This window comes from Pseudomonas sp. ADAK2 TE3594 (assembly GCF_053628675.1).
The window spans coordinates 1,928,812-1,949,318 of the sequence record NZ_JBRJGV010000001.1; the positions used below are offsets into that span (position 1 = coordinate 1,928,812).

At 57.0% G+C, this 20,507-nt stretch carries 17 protein-coding genes; 9 read left to right on the plus strand and 8 right to left on the minus strand.

Going from position 1 to position 20,507, the window contains the following annotated elements:
- Positions 1-188 precede the first annotated feature (188 nt).
- The 3 genes from AB7M22_RS08915 to AB7M22_RS08925 all read right to left on the minus strand — a co-directional run bounded on the left by AB7M22_RS08915 (position 189) and on the right by AB7M22_RS08925 (position 3,048).
- Positions 189-1,157 carry an MBL fold metallo-hydrolase gene (locus AB7M22_RS08915; protein WP_454185973.1) on the minus strand — a complete coding sequence of 323 codons (969 nt, stop codon included), beginning with the start codon at positions 1,155-1,157 and terminating at the stop codon, positions 189-191.
- Between the two features lie 50 nt (positions 1,158-1,207).
- Positions 1,208-2,410, minus strand: coding sequence for an NAD(P)/FAD-dependent oxidoreductase (locus AB7M22_RS08920; RefSeq protein ID WP_454185974.1), 1,203 nt, complete (start codon positions 2,408-2,410; stop codon positions 1,208-1,210).
- A gap of 245 nt (positions 2,411-2,655) precedes the next feature.
- Positions 2,656-3,048, minus strand: a complete 393-nt coding sequence (locus AB7M22_RS08925; RefSeq protein WP_454185975.1) for a response regulator transcription factor — start codon at positions 3,046-3,048, stop codon at positions 2,656-2,658.
- A gap of 295 nt (positions 3,049-3,343) precedes the next feature.
- Here AB7M22_RS08925 and AB7M22_RS08930 point away from each other — a divergent pair, with 295 nt between their 5' ends.
- The 4 genes from AB7M22_RS08930 to AB7M22_RS08945 all read left to right on the plus strand — a co-directional run bounded on the left by AB7M22_RS08930 (position 3,344) and on the right by AB7M22_RS08945 (position 11,499).
- Positions 3,344-4,279 (plus strand): LysR family transcriptional regulator, encoded by a 936-nt coding sequence (locus AB7M22_RS08930; RefSeq protein ID WP_454185976.1) that lies wholly within the window; start codon positions 3,344-3,346, stop codon positions 4,277-4,279.
- A gap of 223 nt (positions 4,280-4,502) precedes the next feature.
- The gene (locus AB7M22_RS08935; protein ID WP_454185977.1) at positions 4,503-9,974 is read left to right on the plus strand and encodes a trifunctional serine/threonine-protein kinase/ATP-binding protein/sensor histidine kinase; all 5,472 of its coding nucleotides are present in this window, start codon (positions 4,503-4,505) and stop codon (positions 9,972-9,974) included.
- A gap of 158 nt (positions 9,975-10,132) precedes the next feature.
- Positions 10,133-10,741, plus strand: a complete 609-nt coding sequence (locus tag AB7M22_RS08940) for a lecithin retinol acyltransferase family protein (RefSeq protein ID WP_454185978.1) — start codon at positions 10,133-10,135, stop codon at positions 10,739-10,741.
- Between the two features lie 107 nt (positions 10,742-10,848).
- On the plus strand, positions 10,849-11,499 hold the full coding sequence (locus tag AB7M22_RS08945; protein WP_454185979.1) for a response regulator transcription factor: 651 nt from the start codon (positions 10,849-10,851) through the stop codon (positions 11,497-11,499).
- Positions 11,500-11,603: 104 nt separating this feature from the next.
- Here the strand turns inward: AB7M22_RS08945 and AB7M22_RS08950 are convergent, their stop codons facing one another.
- Positions 11,604-12,656 carry a YopT-type cysteine protease domain-containing protein gene (locus AB7M22_RS08950; RefSeq protein ID WP_454185980.1) on the minus strand — a complete coding sequence of 351 codons (1,053 nt, stop codon included), beginning with the start codon at positions 12,654-12,656 and terminating at the stop codon, positions 11,604-11,606.
- 9 nt (positions 12,657-12,665) lie between these two features.
- Positions 12,666-13,157, minus strand: a complete 492-nt coding sequence (locus AB7M22_RS08955; RefSeq protein ID WP_454185981.1) for a CesT family type III secretion system chaperone — start codon at positions 13,155-13,157, stop codon at positions 12,666-12,668.
- A gap of 198 nt (positions 13,158-13,355) precedes the next feature.
- Here AB7M22_RS08955 and AB7M22_RS08960 point away from each other — a divergent pair, with 198 nt between their 5' ends.
- From AB7M22_RS08960 to AB7M22_RS08970, 3 genes are all read left to right on the plus strand, one after another.
- Positions 13,356-13,754, plus strand: a complete 399-nt coding sequence (locus tag AB7M22_RS08960; protein ID WP_454185982.1) for a DUF1801 domain-containing protein — start codon at positions 13,356-13,358, stop codon at positions 13,752-13,754.
- A gap of 162 nt (positions 13,755-13,916) precedes the next feature.
- Entirely contained in the window at positions 13,917-14,828 is a 912-nt protein-coding gene (locus AB7M22_RS08965) for a bifunctional helix-turn-helix transcriptional regulator/GNAT family N-acetyltransferase (RefSeq protein ID WP_454188777.1), read from the plus strand.
- Positions 14,829-15,114: 286 nt separating this feature from the next.
- Complete coding sequence (locus AB7M22_RS08970) at positions 15,115-15,642, plus strand: hypothetical protein (protein WP_454185983.1); 528 nt, start codon at positions 15,115-15,117, stop codon at positions 15,640-15,642.
- A 1,392-nt stretch (positions 15,643-17,034) separates the two neighbouring features.
- Here AB7M22_RS08970 and AB7M22_RS08975 read toward each other — a convergent pair.
- On the minus strand, positions 17,035-17,682 hold the full coding sequence (locus AB7M22_RS08975) for a helix-turn-helix domain-containing protein (RefSeq protein ID WP_007904465.1): 648 nt from the start codon (positions 17,680-17,682) through the stop codon (positions 17,035-17,037).
- On the minus strand, positions 17,679-17,840 hold the full coding sequence (locus AB7M22_RS08980) for a hypothetical protein (protein WP_008011108.1): 162 nt from the start codon (positions 17,838-17,840) through the stop codon (positions 17,679-17,681). The genes AB7M22_RS08975 and AB7M22_RS08980 overlap by 4 nt, the downstream gene beginning before the upstream one ends.
- A gap of 232 nt (positions 17,841-18,072) precedes the next feature.
- Here AB7M22_RS08980 and AB7M22_RS08985 point away from each other — a divergent pair, with 232 nt between their 5' ends.
- The gene (locus AB7M22_RS08985; protein ID WP_007904463.1) at positions 18,073-18,288 is read left to right on the plus strand and encodes a TOBE domain-containing protein; all 216 of its coding nucleotides are present in this window, start codon (positions 18,073-18,075) and stop codon (positions 18,286-18,288) included.
- A 153-nt stretch (positions 18,289-18,441) separates the two neighbouring features.
- Positions 18,442-19,461 (plus strand): ABC transporter substrate-binding protein, encoded by a 1,020-nt coding sequence (locus AB7M22_RS08990; protein ID WP_454185984.1) that lies wholly within the window; start codon positions 18,442-18,444, stop codon positions 19,459-19,461.
- A 5-nt stretch (positions 19,462-19,466) separates the two neighbouring features.
- Here the strand turns inward: AB7M22_RS08990 and AB7M22_RS08995 are convergent, their stop codons facing one another.
- Positions 19,467-20,327: a LysR substrate-binding domain-containing protein gene (locus AB7M22_RS08995; RefSeq protein WP_008011114.1), complete on the minus strand. Its 861-nt coding sequence runs from the start codon at positions 20,325-20,327 to the stop codon at positions 19,467-19,469.
- Positions 20,328-20,507 lie beyond the last annotated feature (180 nt).

The window sequence follows — 20,507 nt, forward strand, 5'->3', positions numbered from 1 at the left end:
CGTCAACCCGGAAAAACTGGAAAGCGGAACCAACAAACTGGCGGCCACTACTGCTGAACTTGCCAATATGGCCCGACGCTGGAGATCTATCTCCCGATTGGAGTCTTTCATTGGCGGTCTCTCGATCATGTGTTGTTGCTCAGGGAGATTCGCGCCTCCGTGAACGCAGGCGCAAACCCGACAAGCGATCAGTAGTCCCAGAAACCCGCAACCCAGCGAAAGGCGTCGCCGTCCACTGCCACCCGGCCAACGGAGGGGAACGGCAGGTGAGTCGCCACGAACAGCTCACCGCTAGCCGCCGCCTCTTGCAACAGGCGGACACGAACACGAACCGACTCCTCAGGATCATGTTCAAAGCCGTTATGCCAGTCGGGGTGTTCGAAGGCGACCGGGAACAGGGCGTCGCCCGCGAAGGTCAACCGCTCGCCGCCGGATGTCACGTAGACCACGCTGTGCCCTGGTGTGTGGCCGCCGGTGAGCTTGACGACCACGCCTGGCGCCACTTCATACTCATCTTCGAACGTGCGCACCTTGCTGCGGTACTCGCTAATGAACTGATTGGCCGTTGCCCGCAGGACGTCCGGCACCGGCGACGGCATGGCGGTGAGGGAGAAATCGGGCGACTCCCAGAACGCGACCTCGGTGGCTGAAACGTGGATACGCAGATCCGGACGCAGTTGGCTCTTCACCTCATCGACCAGCAGCCCGCCGATATGGTCCATGTGCATATGGGTAATCACCACGTCGGTCACGGACGAAAGATCGATACCGGCGGCCTTCAGTCGTTTGGGGAACTGCCCGGCCCGCGGAAAGCCGGGGAACTGCCCTCCGAGTCCCGCGTCGACGAGGATGAGCTTGTCGCCACTGCGCACCACCAGTACGTTCAGCGCCCAATCGAACGCGTCCGGCCCCAGGAACATGTCTTTGAACCAGGCCGCGCGGGCGGCTGGGTCGGCATTGGTGGACATCGTCTCGGTCGGCAGGGGCAGCACTCCATCACTGACCACCAGCACGTCAATCTCGCCGATCCGCAGCGCATAGCGCGAAGGAACCAGCTCCTCGGACGCCGTGTTGTGCAAGCTCATGTTTGACTCCTGCTGAGCATTCCTTTTCTGTGCTCCATCCTTTTGGGAGGGGTGGTTCAACTGCATTGTCATGGTCCTTCTCCTATTGCTTGGGTCACGTCGGGTTCAGGTGGAGGGGGGCTTCAAGCCACAGGAATCATCGGGTCGGCTGCTGCCAGGGCGGCGGCCCGATCAGCTGCCGGCGGGTAGATCCACTGGGTGTTGATCTGCGTCTTGAGCTCCTTGGCCGTTTCCTTGACCAACTTGAGCTGACGATCCCAGCCTTCAGTAAACACCGCGCCCCAGGCGCCCAGATCGAGGCAGGTCACGTACTTGGGCTGACGGTAGGCGGTGGGCGCGACACCTAGCAGGTCCGCAGCGACGTTATTGCCGGCGTGACGGCCTAGAGAAATCGCGTGCTGGCAAGACATTGCGGCGAAGTTGCCGAGGTCGTCGGTGGCGGCATAGGCGACGTCTCCAGCGGCGTAGACATGCTCCTGGCCGAGCACCTTCAGGTTCTCATCGACGTGCAGGCGCCCCTGGGCATCGCGCACGCTGGAAATCTGTTCGGTCAGCGGACTGGCGCGAAAGCCGACGGTCCAGATCACTGTTTGGCTCTCGATGCGGCGACCATCGGCGAGGGTAACGCCGTTGGCGTCCACTGCTGTCACGCTGGCGTTGACCACCCATTCAATGCCCAGGTATTCGGACGCTTCGATGATTGATGGACGAATTCCCTCACCCATGGTCGCGCCAATCTGAGGCGCACGGTCGATGATGATCACGCGGATGTCCTGATCGTTACCGAGCAAGGACCGCAGGCGCGCCGGCATCTCGGTGCCGGTCTCGATACCGGTGAAACCGCCACCGGCGACCACCACCGTGTTGCGGGCAACGCTGGAGGGACGGTTCTTGAGGGATTTGAGGTGGTTCTCCAGACGCACCGCGGCTTCGATCTGATCAACGTCGAAGGCGTGGGCGTCAAGACCTGGCACCATAGGACGGGATAACTGGCTGCCAGCGGCAAGTACCAGGCGATCGTAGGTCAATGTGCTCCACCGGCCAGCCTCGTCGCGATAGCCAACGGTCCTTCCAAGGTCATCAATGTGCTCGGCGGTGCCTTTGATGAAACGCACACCTACCGAGTCGAACAACCCATCCAGGGGAGCGAACATTTTGTGCACGTCGCTCTCGTAGAAACGGGGACGAATGCGCAATTGCGCCTGGGGTGCCAGCAGCGTGATTTCCACGTCGCTACGGCTGTGCTTATCCAGTAGGCGGGCGGCGCTCAATGCACTCCACACGCCACCGAACCCCGCACCAATAACCAGAATATGCTGTTTCATTAGTTGTTCCTCAAAAAAGGTTTTCAATGTTCTTGAAGTTATTCTTCAAGTTTGGTGGAGCGATAAACAGGCGCCGAAAGTCAAGGCGTTTATGTTGAAAGCAGCAGGTCGCCCGCTGTGGATTCAGGTTATGGCTGGATTGTTTTCGGCGCACTTCTACATCGGTTCAGAAAAACTATACGTCAGGGGGGATGGGTCTATACGAAGGTTTGTATTGGATGTAAAAGAGAGCGTTCAGAGCGCACTCAGTTCTGCTGGAGGAGGGCTGTTTCGATGTAGTTCAGAAGCTTATTGGCGTCACAAGGTTTAGGCAGACAGGCAATCAGCGCAGGCGTATTGGTGCCAAGGGGGGGGAGGGCTTCAGGGTAAGCCGTGATGAATACAGTGGGGATGTGAAAGCCCATCGCGACGAGCTGCTTGTGAAGCTCCAAACCGCTCATTCCGGGCATCTGGATATCGGAAATGAGGCAATGTGTTTGAGCGGGGCCGTTCGTGTTGAGAAACTCCAGAGCGCTGCAATAAGTTTGAACTTTGTAACCGCTGGATCGCAGCAAGCTTTCAAGCGCTGTCCGGACCGAGTCATCATCATCGACGATGGCGATAATCATTGAGTTGCGTATGGGTGTGTCTTGCTTCATTTGGGACCCTCGTGACAGCTTTGGCCGTTATTACAACATACGCCGACTTATAAAGTGTTGAAGTATACCAATGTATAATCTGCTAAGACCAAAGTGTGGGGAAACTTTGAAGTTCGATGAAATCACCCGGGTTGGTCTTGTACTACTGGGTCGCGATTGCGGGCATACCCACGTACAAGGCTGCGCAACCAAGGGATACATCGGTTGAACCTAGATACAAGTGACGGCTTGCTATTGGGCTGCATAAGCTTGAACTCCCTTACTCATGCGGCCTTGTGCCCAGGCGGTGAACGTGATGAACAGAAATGATCTGCGGCGTGCCGACATCAATCTGTTGATTGTCTTTGAAACAGTGATGTGCGAACGCAACGTTACCCGGGCCGCAGAGAAACTTTTCCTGTGCCAGGCCACTATCAGCAGCGCCCTCGGGCGACTGCGTTCGATGTTCAATGATCCGCTGTTCATCCGCACTGGCAGGGTGATGGAGCCGACTGCGCGCGCAGAAGAAATTCATGCGCGGCTGACGCCAGCATTGGATGGCATCGCTGTCGCCTTGAGTTGTGCCCAGGCGTTCGACCCACTCACCAGTGACGAGACCTTTCATATCGGACTCTCTGACGATGTCGAGTACGCGCTGCTTCCACGTTTGATCAAGCATCTGCGGGATGAGGCGCCAAACATCACGCTGGTAGTGCGCAGAGTGGACCATCGGCAATTACCCCAATTGCTGACCTCGGGAGAGATTTCCGTGGGTATCAGCTTTGCCCAGGAGCTGCCGGCCAGTGCTCATTGCAAAAGCCTGCGAGCGATGCAGCCAATGCTATTGCGCGCCGATTCGGACCCTGGCGCCCTCGAGCTGGATGACTTTTGCAGACGGCCTCATGTGGTTGTCTCGTCGATGGGAAATGTCATCGACGATGCCGATCATGCCCTTAGCCTGGTCGGTCGGCAGCGCAGGGTCGTCCTGGCTGTTCCGCAGTTCAGTGCCTTGCCCGCTTTGCTCGCCGGCAGCGACATGATTGCGATCGTACCGGACTACGTCGCCCGGGCCATGGCGCGAATGGAAGGGATGCGCGCCGACTTTGCGCCGTTGGCGCTACCGGCGCCGGACTTGTCCATGGCCTGGCGCGGCGCAGCCCACAACGACCCTCGGGAACGCTGGTTGCGTTCGTGCTTCTGTCACTATCTCGGTCAACATCAAGAGCAGCCCGTGCCTCTGGCCGTAGCGTGACTTGAGGCTACGTTGTTCCGTGAAGCGTCCCCCGTTAGCTTTATCACTGGCATTGATCTTTGTGCTGACGGTGGGCTGGGTCAAATCCAGGTTCTAATGGTACTGGAAGCTGTTGTAGGCTATTGCGGCGGCATCGGCATGCGGCGCGACACTGGATACAGCGTGACGGCAATGTGCGGCAGTCAAGAACCTACTTATTGTTCCCGCTCCGACGGATAACAGCATGCAGATACTATGGAACGATGGCGAGCGTACCTTCTGTCGAGAGTTACGCTCGGGTGTGGAAGGCAGCCGCAATGTTCTGGTTGCACGACCTGCTGCTGAACAACCGCTTCCGGCTTGTCTTGGCCGTTTCGCCCACGAGTTTGGCCTGAAGGACGAACTGGATGGCTCTTGGGCTGTGCGTCCGCTTGAGATGGTGCGAGAAAGTGGGCAGATGTATCTGCTGCTGGAGGATACGGGTGGCACGCCGCTTGTGCAGCTGCTGGTCGCCCCCATGGAAACGCCAACTTTTCTGCGTCTTGCCATTAGCATCGCGCAGGCATTGGGAAAGCTCCACCAACGCGGACTCGTCCATAAAGATATCAAGCCCTCTCATATTTTGGTGAACTGCTCCGACGGTCAGGCCCGGCTTACAGGGTTCGGCCTCGCCTCGTGGTTACCGCGTGAGCGACAGGCGCCTGAGACCATCGCCGGCACGCTCGCCTACATGGCACCTGAGCAGACCGGCAGGATGAATCGCTCGATCGATTTGCGCAGCGACCTCTATTCCTTCGGCGTCACGCTTTACCAGATGCTCACGGGTTCGCTGCCGTTTACGGCATCTGACCCGATAGAGTGGGTGCACTGCCATATCGCCAAACAACCGCAGCCACCGAGCGTGCGGGTCGAAACCGTCCCCGATGTGCTTTCCCGGATTGTCATGAAGCTGCTCGCCAAGACTGCTGAGGAGCGCTACCAGACGGCTGCGAGTGTTGAACACGATCTGCGGCAATGCCTGGCAGACTGGGAGTCCTTGCGCCACATCAATGCCTTTGCGTTGGGTGAGCAAGGGACATCCGATCGGCTGATGATTCCCGAGAAACTCTACGGGCGCGAGCATGAGGTGAGTACCTTGATCGCCGCGTTCGATCGGATCATCGCCAGCAGCGCGCCGGAGCTCATGTTGGTCACCGGCTATTCCGGTATTGGCAAATCCTCTGTGGTCAATGAGCTGCACAAAGCGCTGGTTCCGCCGCGAGGACTTTTCGCAGCTGGCAAGTTCGATCAATACCGGCGCGATATTCCCTATTCGACGCTGGTGCAGGCCTTTCAAAGCCTGGTGCGCACACTGCTTGGCAAGAACGACACAGAACTGGCGCAATGGCGTGACGCATTACAGAACGCACTGGATGCCAACGCGGGGCTCATGACCGACCTCATTCCCGAACTGAAGCTCATCATTGGTGAGCCGCCACCGGTGCAGACACTTGAGCCTCAACAGGCGCAACGCCGTTTCCTCCTGGTGTTCCGGCGCTTTATCGGTGTATTTGCCCGGGCGGAGCATCCGCTTGCCCTGTTCCTGGACGATCTGCAGTGGATCGACGCGGCAACGCTCGACCTGCTGGAGGATCTGTTGACCAGCTCGGATGTGCGGCATCTGATGCTGGTGGGTGCCTACCGCAGCAATGAAGTGAGTGGCGCGCACCCTCTAACGGGAAAACTTCAGGCTATTCGGAACGCGGGGGGCAGGGTAGATGAAATCACGCTGGCGCCGCTCGCGAAGGGACACATTGAGCAGTTGATTGCGGATGCGCTGCATGACGAGCTTGCGCACATTGAGCCCCTGGCGCAGTTGGTGCTGGACAAAACCGCCGGCAACCCGTTCTTCGTGATCCAGTTTCTGCAAACGCTCGCTGACGAACAGCTGCTGACCTTCGATCATCAAACAAGGCAGTGGTGCTGGAGTCCGGATCGCATCCATGCCAAGGGTTACACCGACAACATCGTGGACCTGATGGTCGGCAAGCTGACCCGCTTGCCGGCTGAAACGCAACTGGCATTACAGCAGCTTGCCTGTCTGGGGAACGTTGCCGGGACCATGGCGCTTTCCACCGTTCTGGGCATCCCCCAGGCACAGATCCGCACGGTATTGTGGGAAGCCATACGCCAGGAGTTGGTCCAGCGGCTGGAAGGCGCTTATGGTTTTGTTCATGACCGTATTCATGAAGCGGCCTATTCGCTGATCCCCAAGGGGGCTCGCGCCGAGGCTCATCTGCGAATCGGCCGGCTGCTCGCGGCGCAGACGTCCCTGCAAGGGCGGGAGGAGGCGATCTTTGACATCGTCGGCCAGCTCAATAGCGGCGCTGTGCTGCTCACCGATCAGGCCGAGCGGGAGCAATTGGCAGAGCTCAACCTGATAGCCGGCCAGCGCGCCAAGGCGTCAACGGCCTATGCTTCGGCGCTCAACTATCTCACCACGGGCGCGCAGCTGTTGGACGACAACTGTTGGACGCGTCTCCATGGGTTGATCTTCGCGCTGGAGTTGAACCGGGCCGAATGCGAGCTGCTGACCGGGCAGTTATCGGTCGCGGACAAGCGCCTGGCGGCGCTGTCGGATCGCGCCACGACTACGATCGAACGAGCCAATGTCGTGTGTCTGCAAATGGATGTCTACCTGCTGATGGATCGCAGCGATGGCGCGGTCGCTGTCTGTCTCGCCTATCTGCGGCATGTGGGCATCGAGTGGTCGGCCCATCCGAGCGACGATGAAGTGCTCCAGGAGTACGACCATATCTGGTCGTTACTGGGCGATCGGCAAATCGAGGAACTCATCGATTTGCCGCTGATGGAGGATGCAGGCTCCCTCATGACCGTCAGCGCTCTGAGCAAGCTCTTCCCGCCTGCCTTGCAGACGGATGCGAACCTGACGGACCTGTTGATCTGCAAGGCGATCAGCCTGAGCCTCGAAGGGGGCAACTGCGATGCTTCATGTGTGCATTACGCCAATGCATTCAGGGTCGCCGGACGGCGTTTCGGCGACTACCAGGCAGGATTCCGATTCGGCCAACTCGGCTGCGAACTCGTTGAACAACGAGGCCTGACGCGATTCGAAGCCAGTACCTATCTTTGCTTCTCGAATTTTGCCGTGCGCTGGATGAAGCCCGTAGGGCAATGCCGCGATCTGCTGCACCGCTCATTTGTTGCGGCGAACCGGATCGGTGACCTGCCGTATGGTGCTTATGCGGGCAACAGCCTCACCTCCGACTCTCTCTTCGCCGGCGAGCCATTGTCCGAGGCACAAGACGAAGCCGAACGTGGCCTGGATTACGCCAGGAAAGTGCGTTTCGGGCTGGTCACCGATTTCATTGGCACACAACTGGCGCTGATTCGGATGCTCCGGGGTTCGACGTCAGTATTCAGTTGTTTTGATGATGGACAGTTTGACGAGAGAGGCACCGAAGCACACCTGTCCAGCAATCCGGACCTGGCATTGGCCGAGTGCTGGTACTGGGTCCGCAAATTACAGGCCTGCTACATGGCCGACGACCCCAAGGCGGCCATGCAAGCCGCCGCAAAGGCACAGCAGTTGCTATGGACGTCATATTTGTTCTTCGAGGAAGCTGAGTTTTACTTCTATGACGCACTGGCTCGTGCCCGATGGTGTGACAGTGTCCCGGTGGACGAGCGTGCGCAGCACTTGATCGCCATGGCGACGGATCACCGGCAACTCCAGATCTGGGCTCAACAGTGCCCAGAGAATTTCGCGAGCCGGGCAGCGCTGGTCGACGCCGAGATCGCCCGCGTCGAAGGGCGCTTGATCGAGGCCGAGTTGCTTTACGAACAAGCCGTGCACTCGGCGCAGAAGAGCGGCTTTGTCCATATCGAAGCACTTGCCAACGAACTGGCGTCTCGCTTCTACGCAGCCCGTGGTCTTGGGAAAGTAGCCCGCGTTTACTTGCAAGACGCCCGCTACGGCTACCTGCGTTGGGGCGCTGATGGCAAGGTGCGGCAGCTTGAGGCGCGGTATCCGTTGCTGAGGACCGAAGAACAAACGCTCGGCCCGACAACGACAATGGTCGCACCGGTCGAACACCTCGATCTGGCCACCGTGATAAAGGTCTCGCAGGCCGTTTCGGGAGAAATCGTCCTGGAAAAGCTCATCGACATGATCATGCGCACGGCCATCGAACAGGCCGGTGCCGAACGAGGCGTGTTGATTCTGTCGGACACGGGTGAGCACCGCATAGCCGCGCAAGTGACCACTGGCAGCCATTCGATGCAGTTGCGCGATGAGCCGATGACTTCGGCGCTGCTGCCGGAGTCACTGCTTTACCATGTCCTGCGCACGGGTGAGAGTGTTTTTCTTGATGATGCCCTGACCGAGGCCCCGTTTGCCGAAGACCCCTATATACGTCGGCACCACGTCCGATCGGTTCTCTGCCTGCCGTTGATGAACCAGGCCAAACTGACCGGTGCGCTCTACCTCGAAAACAATCTGACCGCCCGGGTGTTCAGCCCATCCCGGATTGCCGTGTTGAAACTGGTGGCCTCACAGGCTGCTATTTCGCTGGAAAATGCCCGTTTGTACCGCGAGGTCGCGGAGCGCGAAGGGAAGATTCGGCGTCTGGTAGACGCCAACATCATCGGGATCCTCGTCTGGAACGCCGACGGCGACATCGTCGAGGCCAATGATGCATTTCTTCGCATGGTGGGATACGAGCGAGAGGATCTTGTCTCGGGCTGTCTGCGCTGGAGAGATCTGACAACACCGGAATTTCGTGAAGTCAGCGAGCATTTTTTGGCGCAAGCGGTGCGGACCGGCTATGCCCAACCCCACGAGAAGGAATATTTCAGAAAGGATGGTAGTCGCCTGCCGGTGATTGTCGGTTTGGCGATGTTCGAAGCCAGCAGCAAGGAAGGAGTCGCTTTTGTGCTGGATCTGACCGAGCGCAAACAGGCGGAAGAAAAAATCCGCGAAAGCGAACGACGCTATCGCGAAGTGCAAACGGAGTTGGCCCACGCGAACCGCGTCGCGACCATGGGGCAGCTTGTTGCCTCGATTGCTCACGAAGTCAATCAACCGATTGCAGCGGCCATCCTCAATGCCAACGCCGCGCTACGCTGGCTGAACAGCCAGCCGCCGGAGATCGATGAGGTCCACAAAGTACTTGGCAGTCTGATCATGGATGCCAATCGGGCAGCCGATGTATTGGGTCGAATTCGTCGGCATATCCGCAAGGCACCACCGCAAAAGGGGGCGGTGGACATCAACGCGGCGATTCGCGAGATGATCGAGTTCACTCGTGGCCAGATCATGAAAAGTGGGACCTTGATTCGGACTCAACTCAAAGACGGTTTACCATTTATCGAAGGCGACCGCGTTGAACTGCAACAGGTGCTGCTCAACTTGATCATGAATGCACTCGAGGCCATGAATGGTGTGAGCGAGGGTGAACGCCAATTGCACATCAGCGCTCTGTTAAATGACGCCGGTTGTGTGCTCGTCAGTGTGAGCGATTCGGGGCCAGGGTTTGCCTCGGAAAACACCGAGCAGATTTTCGCTTCTTTCTACACCACCAAGCCCACCGGATTGGGAATGGGGTTATCAATCTGCCGCTCGATCATCGAGGCACATGGCGGCCACTTGTGGGCAAGCGTCAACCGACCCCGCGGCGCTACCGTTCAATTCACCCTTCCTGTCGAGCATGGTTGAATCGACTGCACTCTGGTCGCCTGCAACCAAGTGTTCTGTTTTTAATACTTAGGTTTAGCGGAGGTATATTAATGGTCGCTTAAATTAATCCTGTGTACAAATGAAGCTTCGCAGTCCTGGCGATATATTGCATATCAAGGGTCTGTGGAGAATGTGTCGTGAATACTCTGGCTATCAAGTTGATAAGTGGGGCTTCATCGCTTCGAACGGAAATTGTTTTGTGCTTGGCGATAATAGCAATAGACCTTGCCGGGTATATGAAGGCGCTGATGTTTGAAAGTTGTCTGTTTGTCGAGCGCTGCAGTAGTAGTAAGTCGCCAAGAAAAACCTTGATGTTTCCATTGGAGTTGGTGCGTGTCGAAAAGGATGCAGGTGATTTGCCAATAGGTTCGCACTTGGTTAGCCCGCGTAAATGTTATGCGCATCATGGCATATACCTTGGGCGTGGAGACGTAGCTCATTACTCTGGATTTAGCAGTTCACTCAAGCCAGGTCCCATCGAAGTGACTGACCTTGAAAGCTTCGCAAACGGCAAGCCAGTCTGGTTGATACGGGAATCGTGTGAATATTCAAGCGATGAAATTGTCCGTCGTGCGCGTTCTAGAATGGGTGAAAGTCAATACAGTATTCTGTCCAATAACTGCGAGCATTTTTGCAACTGGTGCATTAGTGGGGAAAGTTGTAGTGTCCAGGTCAGGGCGTTTCTCCATTGCCCACGTTATCTGCTTTCTTTTATTTCAGCGTTGGAACTGTATTTTATTGCGTGATTTTTCCCAGTGTTTTCGGGGGGTTATAACCATGTTTGTGTGCGCGCTTACGCAACGTAAAGTGTTGTGCTAGAATTTTTCCCTCAACCAACCAAAGAGGGCTGTGCATGAACGGAAATCCACCATCCAATGAGCAAGGCAGTAAAGGTTCTATGGTGTTCGTGGTGGATGACGACGCTTCCATGCGCAATGCATTAAGCAATCTTTTACGCTCTGCCGGTATACAAGTCGAGACGTTCGCATCCACTGCGGAGTTTCTTCAACAGCCAAAGACAGAGGGTGCAAGCTGTTTGATCCTTGATGTGCGACTTCAAGGTAACAGTGGTCTTGAGTTCCAAAGCCAGTTAGCCAAATCCAATGCCAATATTCCGATTATTTTCATCACCGGGCATGGGGACATCGAAATGTCTGTCAAGGCGATGAAAGCCGGCGCGGTGGATTTTTTGGCAAAACCGTTCCGTGAACAGGACCTTCTGGATGCGGTGTCTGCCGCACTGCAGGCAGATGTCAAACGCCGGCAATTTGAGCAGCAGTTTTCAGATCTGCATGCCCACTATCAGACGCTGACAGCTCGTGAAAAAGAGGTGATGGCCCTCGCAGTCAAAGGTCTGATGAATAAACAGATTGCAGGGCAGATGAATCTGAGCGAGATCACCGTGAAAATTCACCGCGGGCATGCAATGAAAAAAATGCACGCAAAGTCGTTTGCTGATTTGGTTCGAATGGCAGAGTCATTAGGGGAGCGTCTTGATCGTTGATCAGAGCCAGCCGCGTTAAGCCGTACTGCTACATAGATTGCGTCGCGGCTGAAATTGCTTAACTGACTGGTATCAGGGTAACGACCTCCATTCGTCCTCAGAGATCAACGCAGGTGAAATGCCGGCCCTGGCACCACTTCGCTGAGCTGCAGGCTGCGATTGTCCCCCCGCCAATGGTTGCCGGCGTCGCGTTTGAAGACGTCGCAGAGGAAGCTGCTCATGTTTTCTCGGTTGTCCGACTGGACCACGCCGAAGAGCGGGTCGAAGAAGTGCAGGCGGTTCTGGCTGTCCTGGTGCAGGGCCATGGCGTGGCTTTCGCTCAATAGCAGGAAGGTCTGGTTCGTGCCGGGTTTCAATACCGATTTCAGTTCGTGATCGATGGCATCCATCCTCATTCCATAGTGGGCAGGACGTACACCATCTGGAGCTTTGCCCAGCGTCATGCCCAGCTTTGGCAGCGTGTCCAGGAGCATGGGGCCGGCGTTCCGGATCTTGTCTCTGTAGGGCTGCTGTTCAATATGCTGGAAGCCCAGCACGCGAGGCAGCAATGCGTCTTCACGGTAATTCGCCAACTTGTCGAAAAAAACCTCGTCCGATTGACCCTTGGCGCGACTCTGGCACCAGTTGACAGACAGGCCGAAGCAGCCGTGCCCGCCACCTCCCGCCCGACTGTAGTCAGCGGCGAACTCGCTGTCGTCGACGGTCTTTTCGAAAAGAAACTTGCTCTGGTGGAACGGGGAGGCAAGGTGGCAGCCGTGCTCCTCGGCGATCTGCCGTTTGGCCTCGATGTTCGCCGTTCCCCCCATGCTGTTATCCGCCATTTCCTTGGTTTTGGTCTTGATGTAGTGCGTGGCTCCGTCACGTAGCGAGGCGAGGGACGTCATCAGGTCCGGCAGCAGGGTGCGCAGCGAGCGATGCTGCGCGTCCGCTTCTTCATGGTTGGGTAGATCGGCGGCGTCAACCGACGAGAACGAGGAATGTGCGTCGAAAAACACATCCTCACCGCCACCCAGCGGGACCAGGGCGCCCGCAGTGTGAGGGTGGAAATGGGCGAATGCCTCGGGCGACCCCGGTTGGACCCCGGCTGACGATGAGGTTTGGCCCTGTTCCGCCGCAGCGGTGGCAGCTGCCGAGTCTCCCAAGTGGTGAATTTGCATGCCGTGTCCTCATTGCATCCTGAATAGTCGGGCGCTCAAATGCAGCGCCGGTGAACGCAGAGGTCCTTTTTGCGCGCGCCGATTGGCTGTTTTCTGACGTCGATAGCTTTCGATGTAGCGCTTCAGCGAACCGCCCAAGGAGCCCATCTGCGTCATGATGCGGTCCAGACCGGGCTCGTCCAGATCGTTCATGGGATGCAGGCTGCGCAGCATGAGTTGCCTGGAGCCTGGGTTGTAACCGAGGGAGCCGCCGTGGGTTCGGGTCGGTTCGAGGTTCAGCGCCATGGCCAGGGCCAGAATGTCGTTGTCCTGGGGCATCGTCAGTTCGGTGACCAGGACGAAGATAAACAGCGTTGTGTCCTGTTCGGGCAGCCAGAGCAGGCACTCCTCGCCGTCAACGGTGCGCACGGCATGACGCTCACGCTGACCTTCCAGCGTGTCCACGATACTCCGCGTGCGCAGCCACTGACGCAGTTGCTCTTTCGCCTCGATTGGCCGCATGAACACTCCCTGGGTTTTGTTTTCGACGGTTCCTCTATCTGTGGCGCCGGGCGTGAAACGGTTCCATTGGTCGTGAGCATTCTTCACCAACGTTCAGGTGTCGATTGCATTGATCATGGCGGGCTCCTGCTATGGTTTATGTCGCTGGATTCATCTAGTGATGCAACTTGATGACCACCCCGAGGAGTGACAACCATCATGAAGAAGATCGACACAAAGGCAGGCGAGGCGGGAGGTTCTGCCTCTGAGCTGATAGAGGCAAAAATCCAGGCGCTGAGTGACTGGCGGGGTGAGACGCTCGCTCGGGTTCGGGCCCTTATCAAGCAGGCTGACCCCGACGTGGTCGAGGAGTTGAAGTGGAGAGGGGTTCCGGTGTGGTCGCACGCCGGCATCATCTGCACCGGCGAGACGTACAAGAGTGCCGTGAAGATGACCTTCGCCAAAGGTGCCTCGCTGGAGGACCCTTCCGGCCTGTTCAACGCCAGCCTCGACGGCAACACCCGGCGTGCCATCGATATCCATGAGGGCGAGAGGATTGATGAAGACGCATTGAAGACGCTGATTCGCGCCGCGGTGGCGCTCAATACATCGACGTAAACAAGCCCGTCGGTGAGGCCGGTTTCGATCAGTGGCAGCAAGCGTTCAATTGACGATTATTTAGTTGTGCTATACAACTAACTGAACATTTCGTTCGAGGTGCTTGCCGTGACCCATTACCCATCAGGCCTGATTAACCAAGTCCGTTCGGCTTCACGTCTCATGGTGCGAGAGTTGGGATTCATGCAAGCCACCCTGGCCGCGACGGACTATCCGCCTTCGTCGGTTCACACGATCGTGGAGATTGGGGAGCGGAGCTCGCTGACGGCAGGGGAGCTTGTGGAGCTTCTCGGCCTGGAGAAATCCAGCGTCAGCCGGATGGTGCGCAAACTCATCGAGGCCGGCGAGATCGAAGAAATTCCACACGAAGATGACGCGCGCTCCAAGAAGCTGCGACTCACGGCGCAGGGCAAGAACACCCTGCGAGCCATTGATTCGTTCGCCAGGGAACAGGTGAGCGCCGCCATGACTCATTTGACCAATGAGCAACAGCGGGTGGTGGGTGAGGGCATCGCCAACTATGCCGTTGCCCTGCAAACGCATCGACTCGGTACAGAGCCGCAGCCCCCGGCGCAGCTGGACATTGCGCGGGGCTACCGACCCGGAGTAATCGGTCGAATGGTGCAAATGCATGCTGACTACTACGCAAGGCATGCGAACTTCGGCCAGCCGTTCGAAAGCCTCGTTGCTTCAGACATGGCGGAGTTGATGGGGCGTTTGCACAATCCGCGCAACGAGGTTTGGGTGGCTCTGGACGGTCAGCGAATTGTCGGCTCCATCGCTATAGACGGCGAAGGAGAGGGCGGCGAAGCGATCCTGCGCTGTTTCATTCTTGATGACTCGGCGCGAGGCAAGGGCGCAGGTAAACGCTTGCTGGCTGAAGCGATCAAGTTCTGCGATGAATGGGGCTTTTGTGCAACACGGCTCTGGACGTTCAAGGGGCTTGATGCTGCTCGTAAGCTGTATGAAGACGTTGGTTTCACGTTAGAGCAGGAGCAAGAGGGGCAGCAATGGGGTGAGCGGGTCACCGAGCAATGTTTTGTGCGGCGTGGCCCGACCGCTGTGCGAACTTGAGCAGGATAAAAAATCGGCACTGTTTAGATCGATTATTTCTTTCGGTTCTTTATATAGCTCTGGGTCGAATATCCGTAACTGATAAAACCATGTCTTCGTTTTGATTCTGTCTGCGATGAAAACGCTTTAGCCGCTATCGCAGACGGCGCCGTGCCGACCGCGCCACTAAAGCGGTTTCAACATCAAAACCTGCTGCTCGGCCATCATCTTGTGGTCCCTTCGCCAGTCCTTAGAATCCGCCTCCATCAGCTTCGTCCAACTATCGAATCGCTTAGGGAGTTACACCATGATGAACGCCATGCAGATGCCAATGCCGATGATGAACGCCAACATGCCGATGATGCCAATGATGGGCATGCCGATGATGGGCATGCCGATGATGATGGCGACCATGAGCTGCGAAATGATGGACGACGGCATGATGTGCAAAATGATGCCGGCCACTGGCATGGACATGGCCATGTTCAAGAACAGCGCTGAAATGATGCAGATGATGATGAACTGCGGCATGCCGATGATGATGCACTGCGGCAACATGAGCATGATGTGCATGTCCCAGGCGAGCATGGCCATGCCGATGATGAACATGATGATGCCAATGCCGATGATGGGCATGCCGATGCCGTCGATGAAGTGCGTGATGGAATGCACGATGATGGCCGACGGCATGATGTGCAAAATCATGCCGATGGCCGGCATGAACATGGACATGATGAAAAGCTGCTGCGACTTGATGATGAAAATGATGAACGATTGCAGCATGCCGATGATGATGAGCTGCAATGGCATGCCGCTGATGTGCTGCACCTGCTGATCCCTGACAACACAAAAAAAGCCCCCGCGACCTTACGGTTACGGGGGCTTTTTCATTCCAGCAGACACCACATCCCCCGTAGGAGCGAGGCTTGCCCGCGAAGGCGGCGTGTCAGCCAATATCAATGTTGGATGTGCTGGCCCCTTCGCGGGCAAGCCCGCTCCCACAGGATTTGTGTCGTACAAAAATTTCGTTAATGACCGCTTCCCCTGTAGGAGTGAGGCTTGCCCGCGAAGGCAGCGTGTCAGCCAATATCAATGTTGGATGTGCTGGCCCCTTCGCGGGCAAGCCCGCTCCCACAGGATTTGTGTCGTACAAAAATTTCGTTAATGACCGCTTCCCCTGTAGGAGTGAGGCTTGCCCGCGAAGGCAGCGTGTCAGCCAATATCAATGTTGGATGTGCTGGCCCCTTCGCGGGCAAGCCCGCTCCCACAGGATTTGTGTCGTACAAAAATTTCGTTAATGACCGTTTCCCCCGTAGGAGCGAGGCTTGCCCGCGAAGGCGGCGTGTCAGCCAATATCAATGTTGGATGTGCTGGCCCCTTCGCGGGCAAGCCCGCTCCCACAGGATTTGTGTCGTACAAAAATTTCGTTAATGACCGTTTCCCCCGTAGGAGCGAGGCTTGCCCGCGAAGGCGGCGTGTCAGCCAATATCAATGTTGGATGTGCTGGCCCCTTCGCGGGCAAGCCCGCTCCCACAGGATTTGTGTCGTACAAAAATTTCGTTAATGACCGCTTCCCCTGTAGGAGCGAGGCTTGCCCGCGAAGGCGGCGTGTCAGCCAATATCAATGTTGGATGTGCTGGCCCCTTCGCGAGCAAGCCCGCTCCCACAGGATTTGTGTCGTACAAAAATTTCGTTAATGACCGTTTCCCCCGTAGGAGCGAGGCTTGCCCGCGAAGGCGGCGTGTCAGCCAATATCAATGTTGGATGTGCTGGCCCCTTCGCGGGCAAGCCCGCTCCCACAGGATTTGTGTCGTACAAAAATTTTGTTAATGACCGCTTCCCCTGTAGGAGCGAGGCTTGCCCGCGAAGGCGGCATGTCAGCCAATATCAATGTTGGATGTGCTGGCCCCTTCGCGGGCAAGCCCGCTCCCACAGGATTTGTGTCGTACAAAAATTTCGTTAATGACCGCTTCCCCTGTAGGAGCGAGGCTTGCCCGCGAAGGCGGCGTGTCAGCCAATATCAATGTTGGATGTGCTGGCCCCTTCGCGGGCAAGCCCGCTCCCACAGGATTTGTGTCGTACAAAAATTTCGTTAATGACCGCTTCCCCTGTAGGAGCGAGGCTTGCCCGCGAAGGCGGCGTGTCAGCCAATATCAATGTTGGATGTGCTGGCCTCATCGCGGGCAAGCCCGCTCCCACATTAGATGTTCATTGCTCTTACAGGTGTTTAATCCAGCCGTTCCGGGTAAGTCACCACCAGATAAGCCACGGCCTCACTGTCGGCGGGGTTGCGGTAGCGGTGGGGCTGGTCGGCGTAGAACAGGATCGAGTCTCCGGTAGACAGCAGGTAACGTTCATCGTTGACGCTGATTTCCAGCACGCCCTGCGACACCACCAGGTTCTCCTGGACACCGGGGCCATGCCCCTCGCTGTGGTCTTCGCCCAACGGGCTCAGGCGCAGTTCGTAAAACTCCGATTGGCGTGCCACGTCGAACGGGAACAGGGCGCGGCTGACGAAGGCTCCGCTGGCGCTGACCAAGCGTTTGCTCTCACGCGCCGACAGCACGGCCACACCTTCGAAGGCCCGATGCTCCAGAAAGGCGGCCACCGAGACCTTCAGGCCTTTGGCAATTTTGCACAGCACTTTGATGGACGGCACGCTGCGTCCGGACTCGATCTGCGCCAGCATTGCCCGACTCACACCGCATTGTCGGGCCAGCGCGTCGAGGGACAAGTGACGCTTGCCCCGCAGCCGTTGCAGGTTCTGTGCGACCCGCTCACAGATCGGGTCTTCTTCCAGTGGTTCCAGATTATTCAGGTCCGTCACGGGTTCGTCTGCACTCGCCAGAAAACGCGAGGGTTGTTGCGCGTTCATGCGTGACGGGTCTCGGTCGAATGAGCGGCCTGGACCCATTGATAGGCCTGTAGACCGGCGTTACGTGCATACATTTCCCACATGGCCCGCGCCCGTTGCTGAGCCTGTTTGCGTTTGCGGTAACTGGCGAAGTCGATGAGGTTGTCAGTCGGATTCATGGGGCACTTCACTGTGGTGATGAATGACGGGATGAGCTGAGAGTACGTGGATATTTTTATAACGATAAATACTGATTTTGTATTTATTAATTCGTTTTGGTTATTTGAATTTATATTCCATTAAGGAATAAATAGATAATTATATATTCCTTTTGTTGTCTGTTCAGGTGGTGCACTTTGAGGGCCTACACATCCATGTGGATGCGTCCGACACCAGACAGGAAGCCTCATCATGACCATCAAAGCGATCAACGTCCGCAACCAGTTCAAGGGTGTCATCAAGGAAATACTAGAGGGCGAAGTGGTATCCGAAATCGACGTGCAAACCGCTTCCGGGATCGTCACCTCGGTGATTACCACCCGTTCGGTGCGCGACCTTGAATTGAAGGTGGGGAGCGAGGTGATTGCCTTCGTCAAATCCACCGAGGTGTCGATTGCCAAGCTCTGAAATTGAAATTTGAGCGACGTAGCCCCTGTAGGAGCGAGGCTTGCCCGCGAAGAACGCTGACGCGTAATACCTGAAAAACTGCGGTGCATTCTTCGCGGGCAAGCCTCGCTCCTACAGGGTCTACGTCTTGACTTCCATAACGTTGAGGTTTTCATGGCGACTCCTTTCAAGCGCTCCGCATTGACACTGCTGGCAGCCTCCGTGGCTGCGGTGAGTGCGTTACTCAGCCCCGGCGCTCAGGCCGAAGGCAAAATCAGCATTGCCCAGCAATTTGGTATCGGTTACCTGATCCTGGACGTGGTGCGCGATCAGCAGCTCATCGAGAAACATGGCAAGGAGCAGGGCCTCGACATCAAGGTCGACTGGAGCAGCATCTCGGGTGCCACGGCGATGAACGAGGCGTTATTGGCCGGTGCGCTGGATGTGGTATCGGCCGGCGTGCCGCCGATGCTGACGATCTGGGACCGGACCAAAGGCAAACAAAACGTCAAGGCCATCGCCTCGCTGGGGTCGATGCCCAATTACCTGCTGACCAATAATCCGGACGTAAAAAGCCTCAAGGACTTCACCGAAAAGGACCGCATCGCGGTACCGGCAGCAGGGGTAGGTTTCCAGTCGCGCACTTTACAAATCGAAACGGCGAAACAGTTTGGTGCGCAAAACTTCAAGAAGTTTGACGACATCTCGATCAGCCTGGCCCACCCGGATGCGACGTCGGCGCTGATTGCCGGTGGTTCGGAGATCAACTCACATTTCTCCAGCCCACCGTTCCAGTACCAGGAGCTGCAGAGTCCCAACGTACACAAGGTGCTGAGTTCCTACGACGTATTGGGTGGCCAGGCCACGTTTAACGTGCTGTACACCACCGAGAAATTCCACGACGAAAACCCGAAAACCTACAAGGCGTTTTACGCGGCACTCGCCGAGGCCGAGAAAATAATCAAGGCCGATAAGCCCGCAGCCGCCCAGACCTATATCCGGGTGGAACAATCGAAGCTGGCGCTGCCACTGGTTGAGAAAATCGTCGCCGACCCTGAAATCGACTTCACCGTCGTGCCCCAGCGCACCTTCATTTACGCCGAGAAGCTCCAGGAACTCGGTGTGCTGAAAAACAAGGCTGCCAGCTGGAAGGATTACTTCTTTGAAGAAGCACACAGCAGCGAGGGAAGCTGAGCGGGTCAGAGCCCTCGGCTGCTTCTGATCAACTCATAGGCTCGACGTACCAGCGGATTCACGGTGTTGGGCCGAATCCACAAGTGGTAGGTCACGTCCGGCAGCCGTGGCAGGCCATCGGTCTCGCCGAGTACGCGCATGTCCGGGCCGAGCATTTCCATGCTTCTGGGCGTGACGCCCAGCCCGGCACGGGTCGCGGCTTTGATGCCGATCAGGTTCGACGCCAGGTACGCCTGGCGCCATGGAATATTGGCGCGCTCCAGCGCCTCAAGGGCGTACCGACGATAAATACTCGGCTCATCCACCAGGATCAGCGGCAAGGGCTCGCCGGGCGTATGGATGTACTGCGCCGAGCAGATCCACCACACCGGCGAGGTGCGCAAGGCAAAGCCTTCGAGCGTCGGGTCTTGGCGAGTGGAAATCACCATGTCGACCTTGCCTCTGTGCAGGTCATCCATCAGAAACGGACTGCGGCCGACATCGATCTCCAGGCGTAAGCGAGGGGCTGAGCGAGCGATGTGGCTGAGGATCGGCGGCAGGATGGTGTCGGCAATGTCATGGGGCGAGCCGATGCGCAATACGCCGCTCAAGTTGCTTTCGCGCAGCGAGTTCAATGCATCGTCGTTGAGCGAAAGCATCTGCCGTGCATGGCGCAGCAACTGCAAACCGGGTTCGGTGAGTTGCTTCTGTCGCCCGCGCTTCTCGAACAGGCTCACCCCGACTTGTTGTTCCAGGCGTTGCATGTGTTGGGTGACCGACGATTGCGTGCGAGCCAGTTGCGCGCCGGCCTCGGCAAAACTGTGGTGATCGACCACGGCAATGAAGGTGCGCAGTAATTCGAGATCGAGGGTAGATGAGGTCGACATGGCCATTCCCGAGGCTGTTTTTATATCAAGGCTGCAAACATAAACATTACATTTATTTATGTGTTTTTGGCGATATTTTATTGTGCAAGCAACAAATGCCAGTAATTGCTGGGATTTCGAAGATTGTCGTTTAGCGACAACACGGCAAGTTATAACGATATTAGATATTTGAATTTCCGT

Excerpts from the sequence above, each read along its gene's own strand:
- AB7M22_RS08915 (WP_454185973.1), bottom strand. The coding sequence starts at position 1,157 with ATGACAATGCAGTTGAACCACCCCTCCCAAAAGGATGGAGCACAGAAA.
- AB7M22_RS08920 (WP_454185974.1), bottom strand. The coding sequence starts at position 2,410 with ATGAAACAGCATATTCTGGTTATTGGTGCGGGGTTCGGTGGCGTGTGG.
- AB7M22_RS08925 (WP_454185975.1), bottom strand. The coding sequence starts at position 3,048 with ATGAAGCAAGACACACCCATACGCAACTCAATGATTATCGCCATCGTC.
- AB7M22_RS08930 (WP_454185976.1), top strand. The coding sequence starts at position 3,344 with ATGAACAGAAATGATCTGCGGCGTGCCGACATCAATCTGTTGATTGTC.
- AB7M22_RS08935 (WP_454185977.1), top strand. The coding sequence starts at position 4,503 with ATGCAGATACTATGGAACGATGGCGAGCGTACCTTCTGTCGAGAGTTA.
- AB7M22_RS08945 (WP_454185979.1), top strand. The coding sequence starts at position 10,849 with ATGAACGGAAATCCACCATCCAATGAGCAAGGCAGTAAAGGTTCTATG.
- AB7M22_RS08950 (WP_454185980.1), bottom strand. The coding sequence starts at position 12,656 with ATGCAAATTCACCACTTGGGAGACTCGGCAGCTGCCACCGCTGCGGCG.
- AB7M22_RS08955 (WP_454185981.1), bottom strand. The coding sequence starts at position 13,157 with ATGCGGCCAATCGAGGCGAAAGAGCAACTGCGTCAGTGGCTGCGCACG.
- AB7M22_RS08960 (WP_454185982.1), top strand. The coding sequence starts at position 13,356 with ATGAAGAAGATCGACACAAAGGCAGGCGAGGCGGGAGGTTCTGCCTCT.
- AB7M22_RS08965 (WP_454188777.1), top strand. The coding sequence starts at position 13,917 with ATGGTGCGAGAGTTGGGATTCATGCAAGCCACCCTGGCCGCGACGGAC.
- AB7M22_RS08970 (WP_454185983.1), top strand. The coding sequence starts at position 15,115 with ATGATGAACGCCATGCAGATGCCAATGCCGATGATGAACGCCAACATG.
- AB7M22_RS08975 (WP_007904465.1), bottom strand. The coding sequence starts at position 17,682 with ATGAACGCGCAACAACCCTCGCGTTTTCTGGCGAGTGCAGACGAACCC.
- AB7M22_RS08980 (WP_008011108.1), bottom strand. The coding sequence starts at position 17,840 with ATGAATCCGACTGACAACCTCATCGACTTCGCCAGTTACCGCAAACGC.
- AB7M22_RS08985 (WP_007904463.1), top strand. The coding sequence starts at position 18,073 with ATGACCATCAAAGCGATCAACGTCCGCAACCAGTTCAAGGGTGTCATC.
- AB7M22_RS08990 (WP_454185984.1), top strand. The coding sequence starts at position 18,442 with ATGGCGACTCCTTTCAAGCGCTCCGCATTGACACTGCTGGCAGCCTCC.
- AB7M22_RS08995 (WP_008011114.1), bottom strand. The coding sequence starts at position 20,327 with ATGTCGACCTCATCTACCCTCGATCTCGAATTACTGCGCACCTTCATT.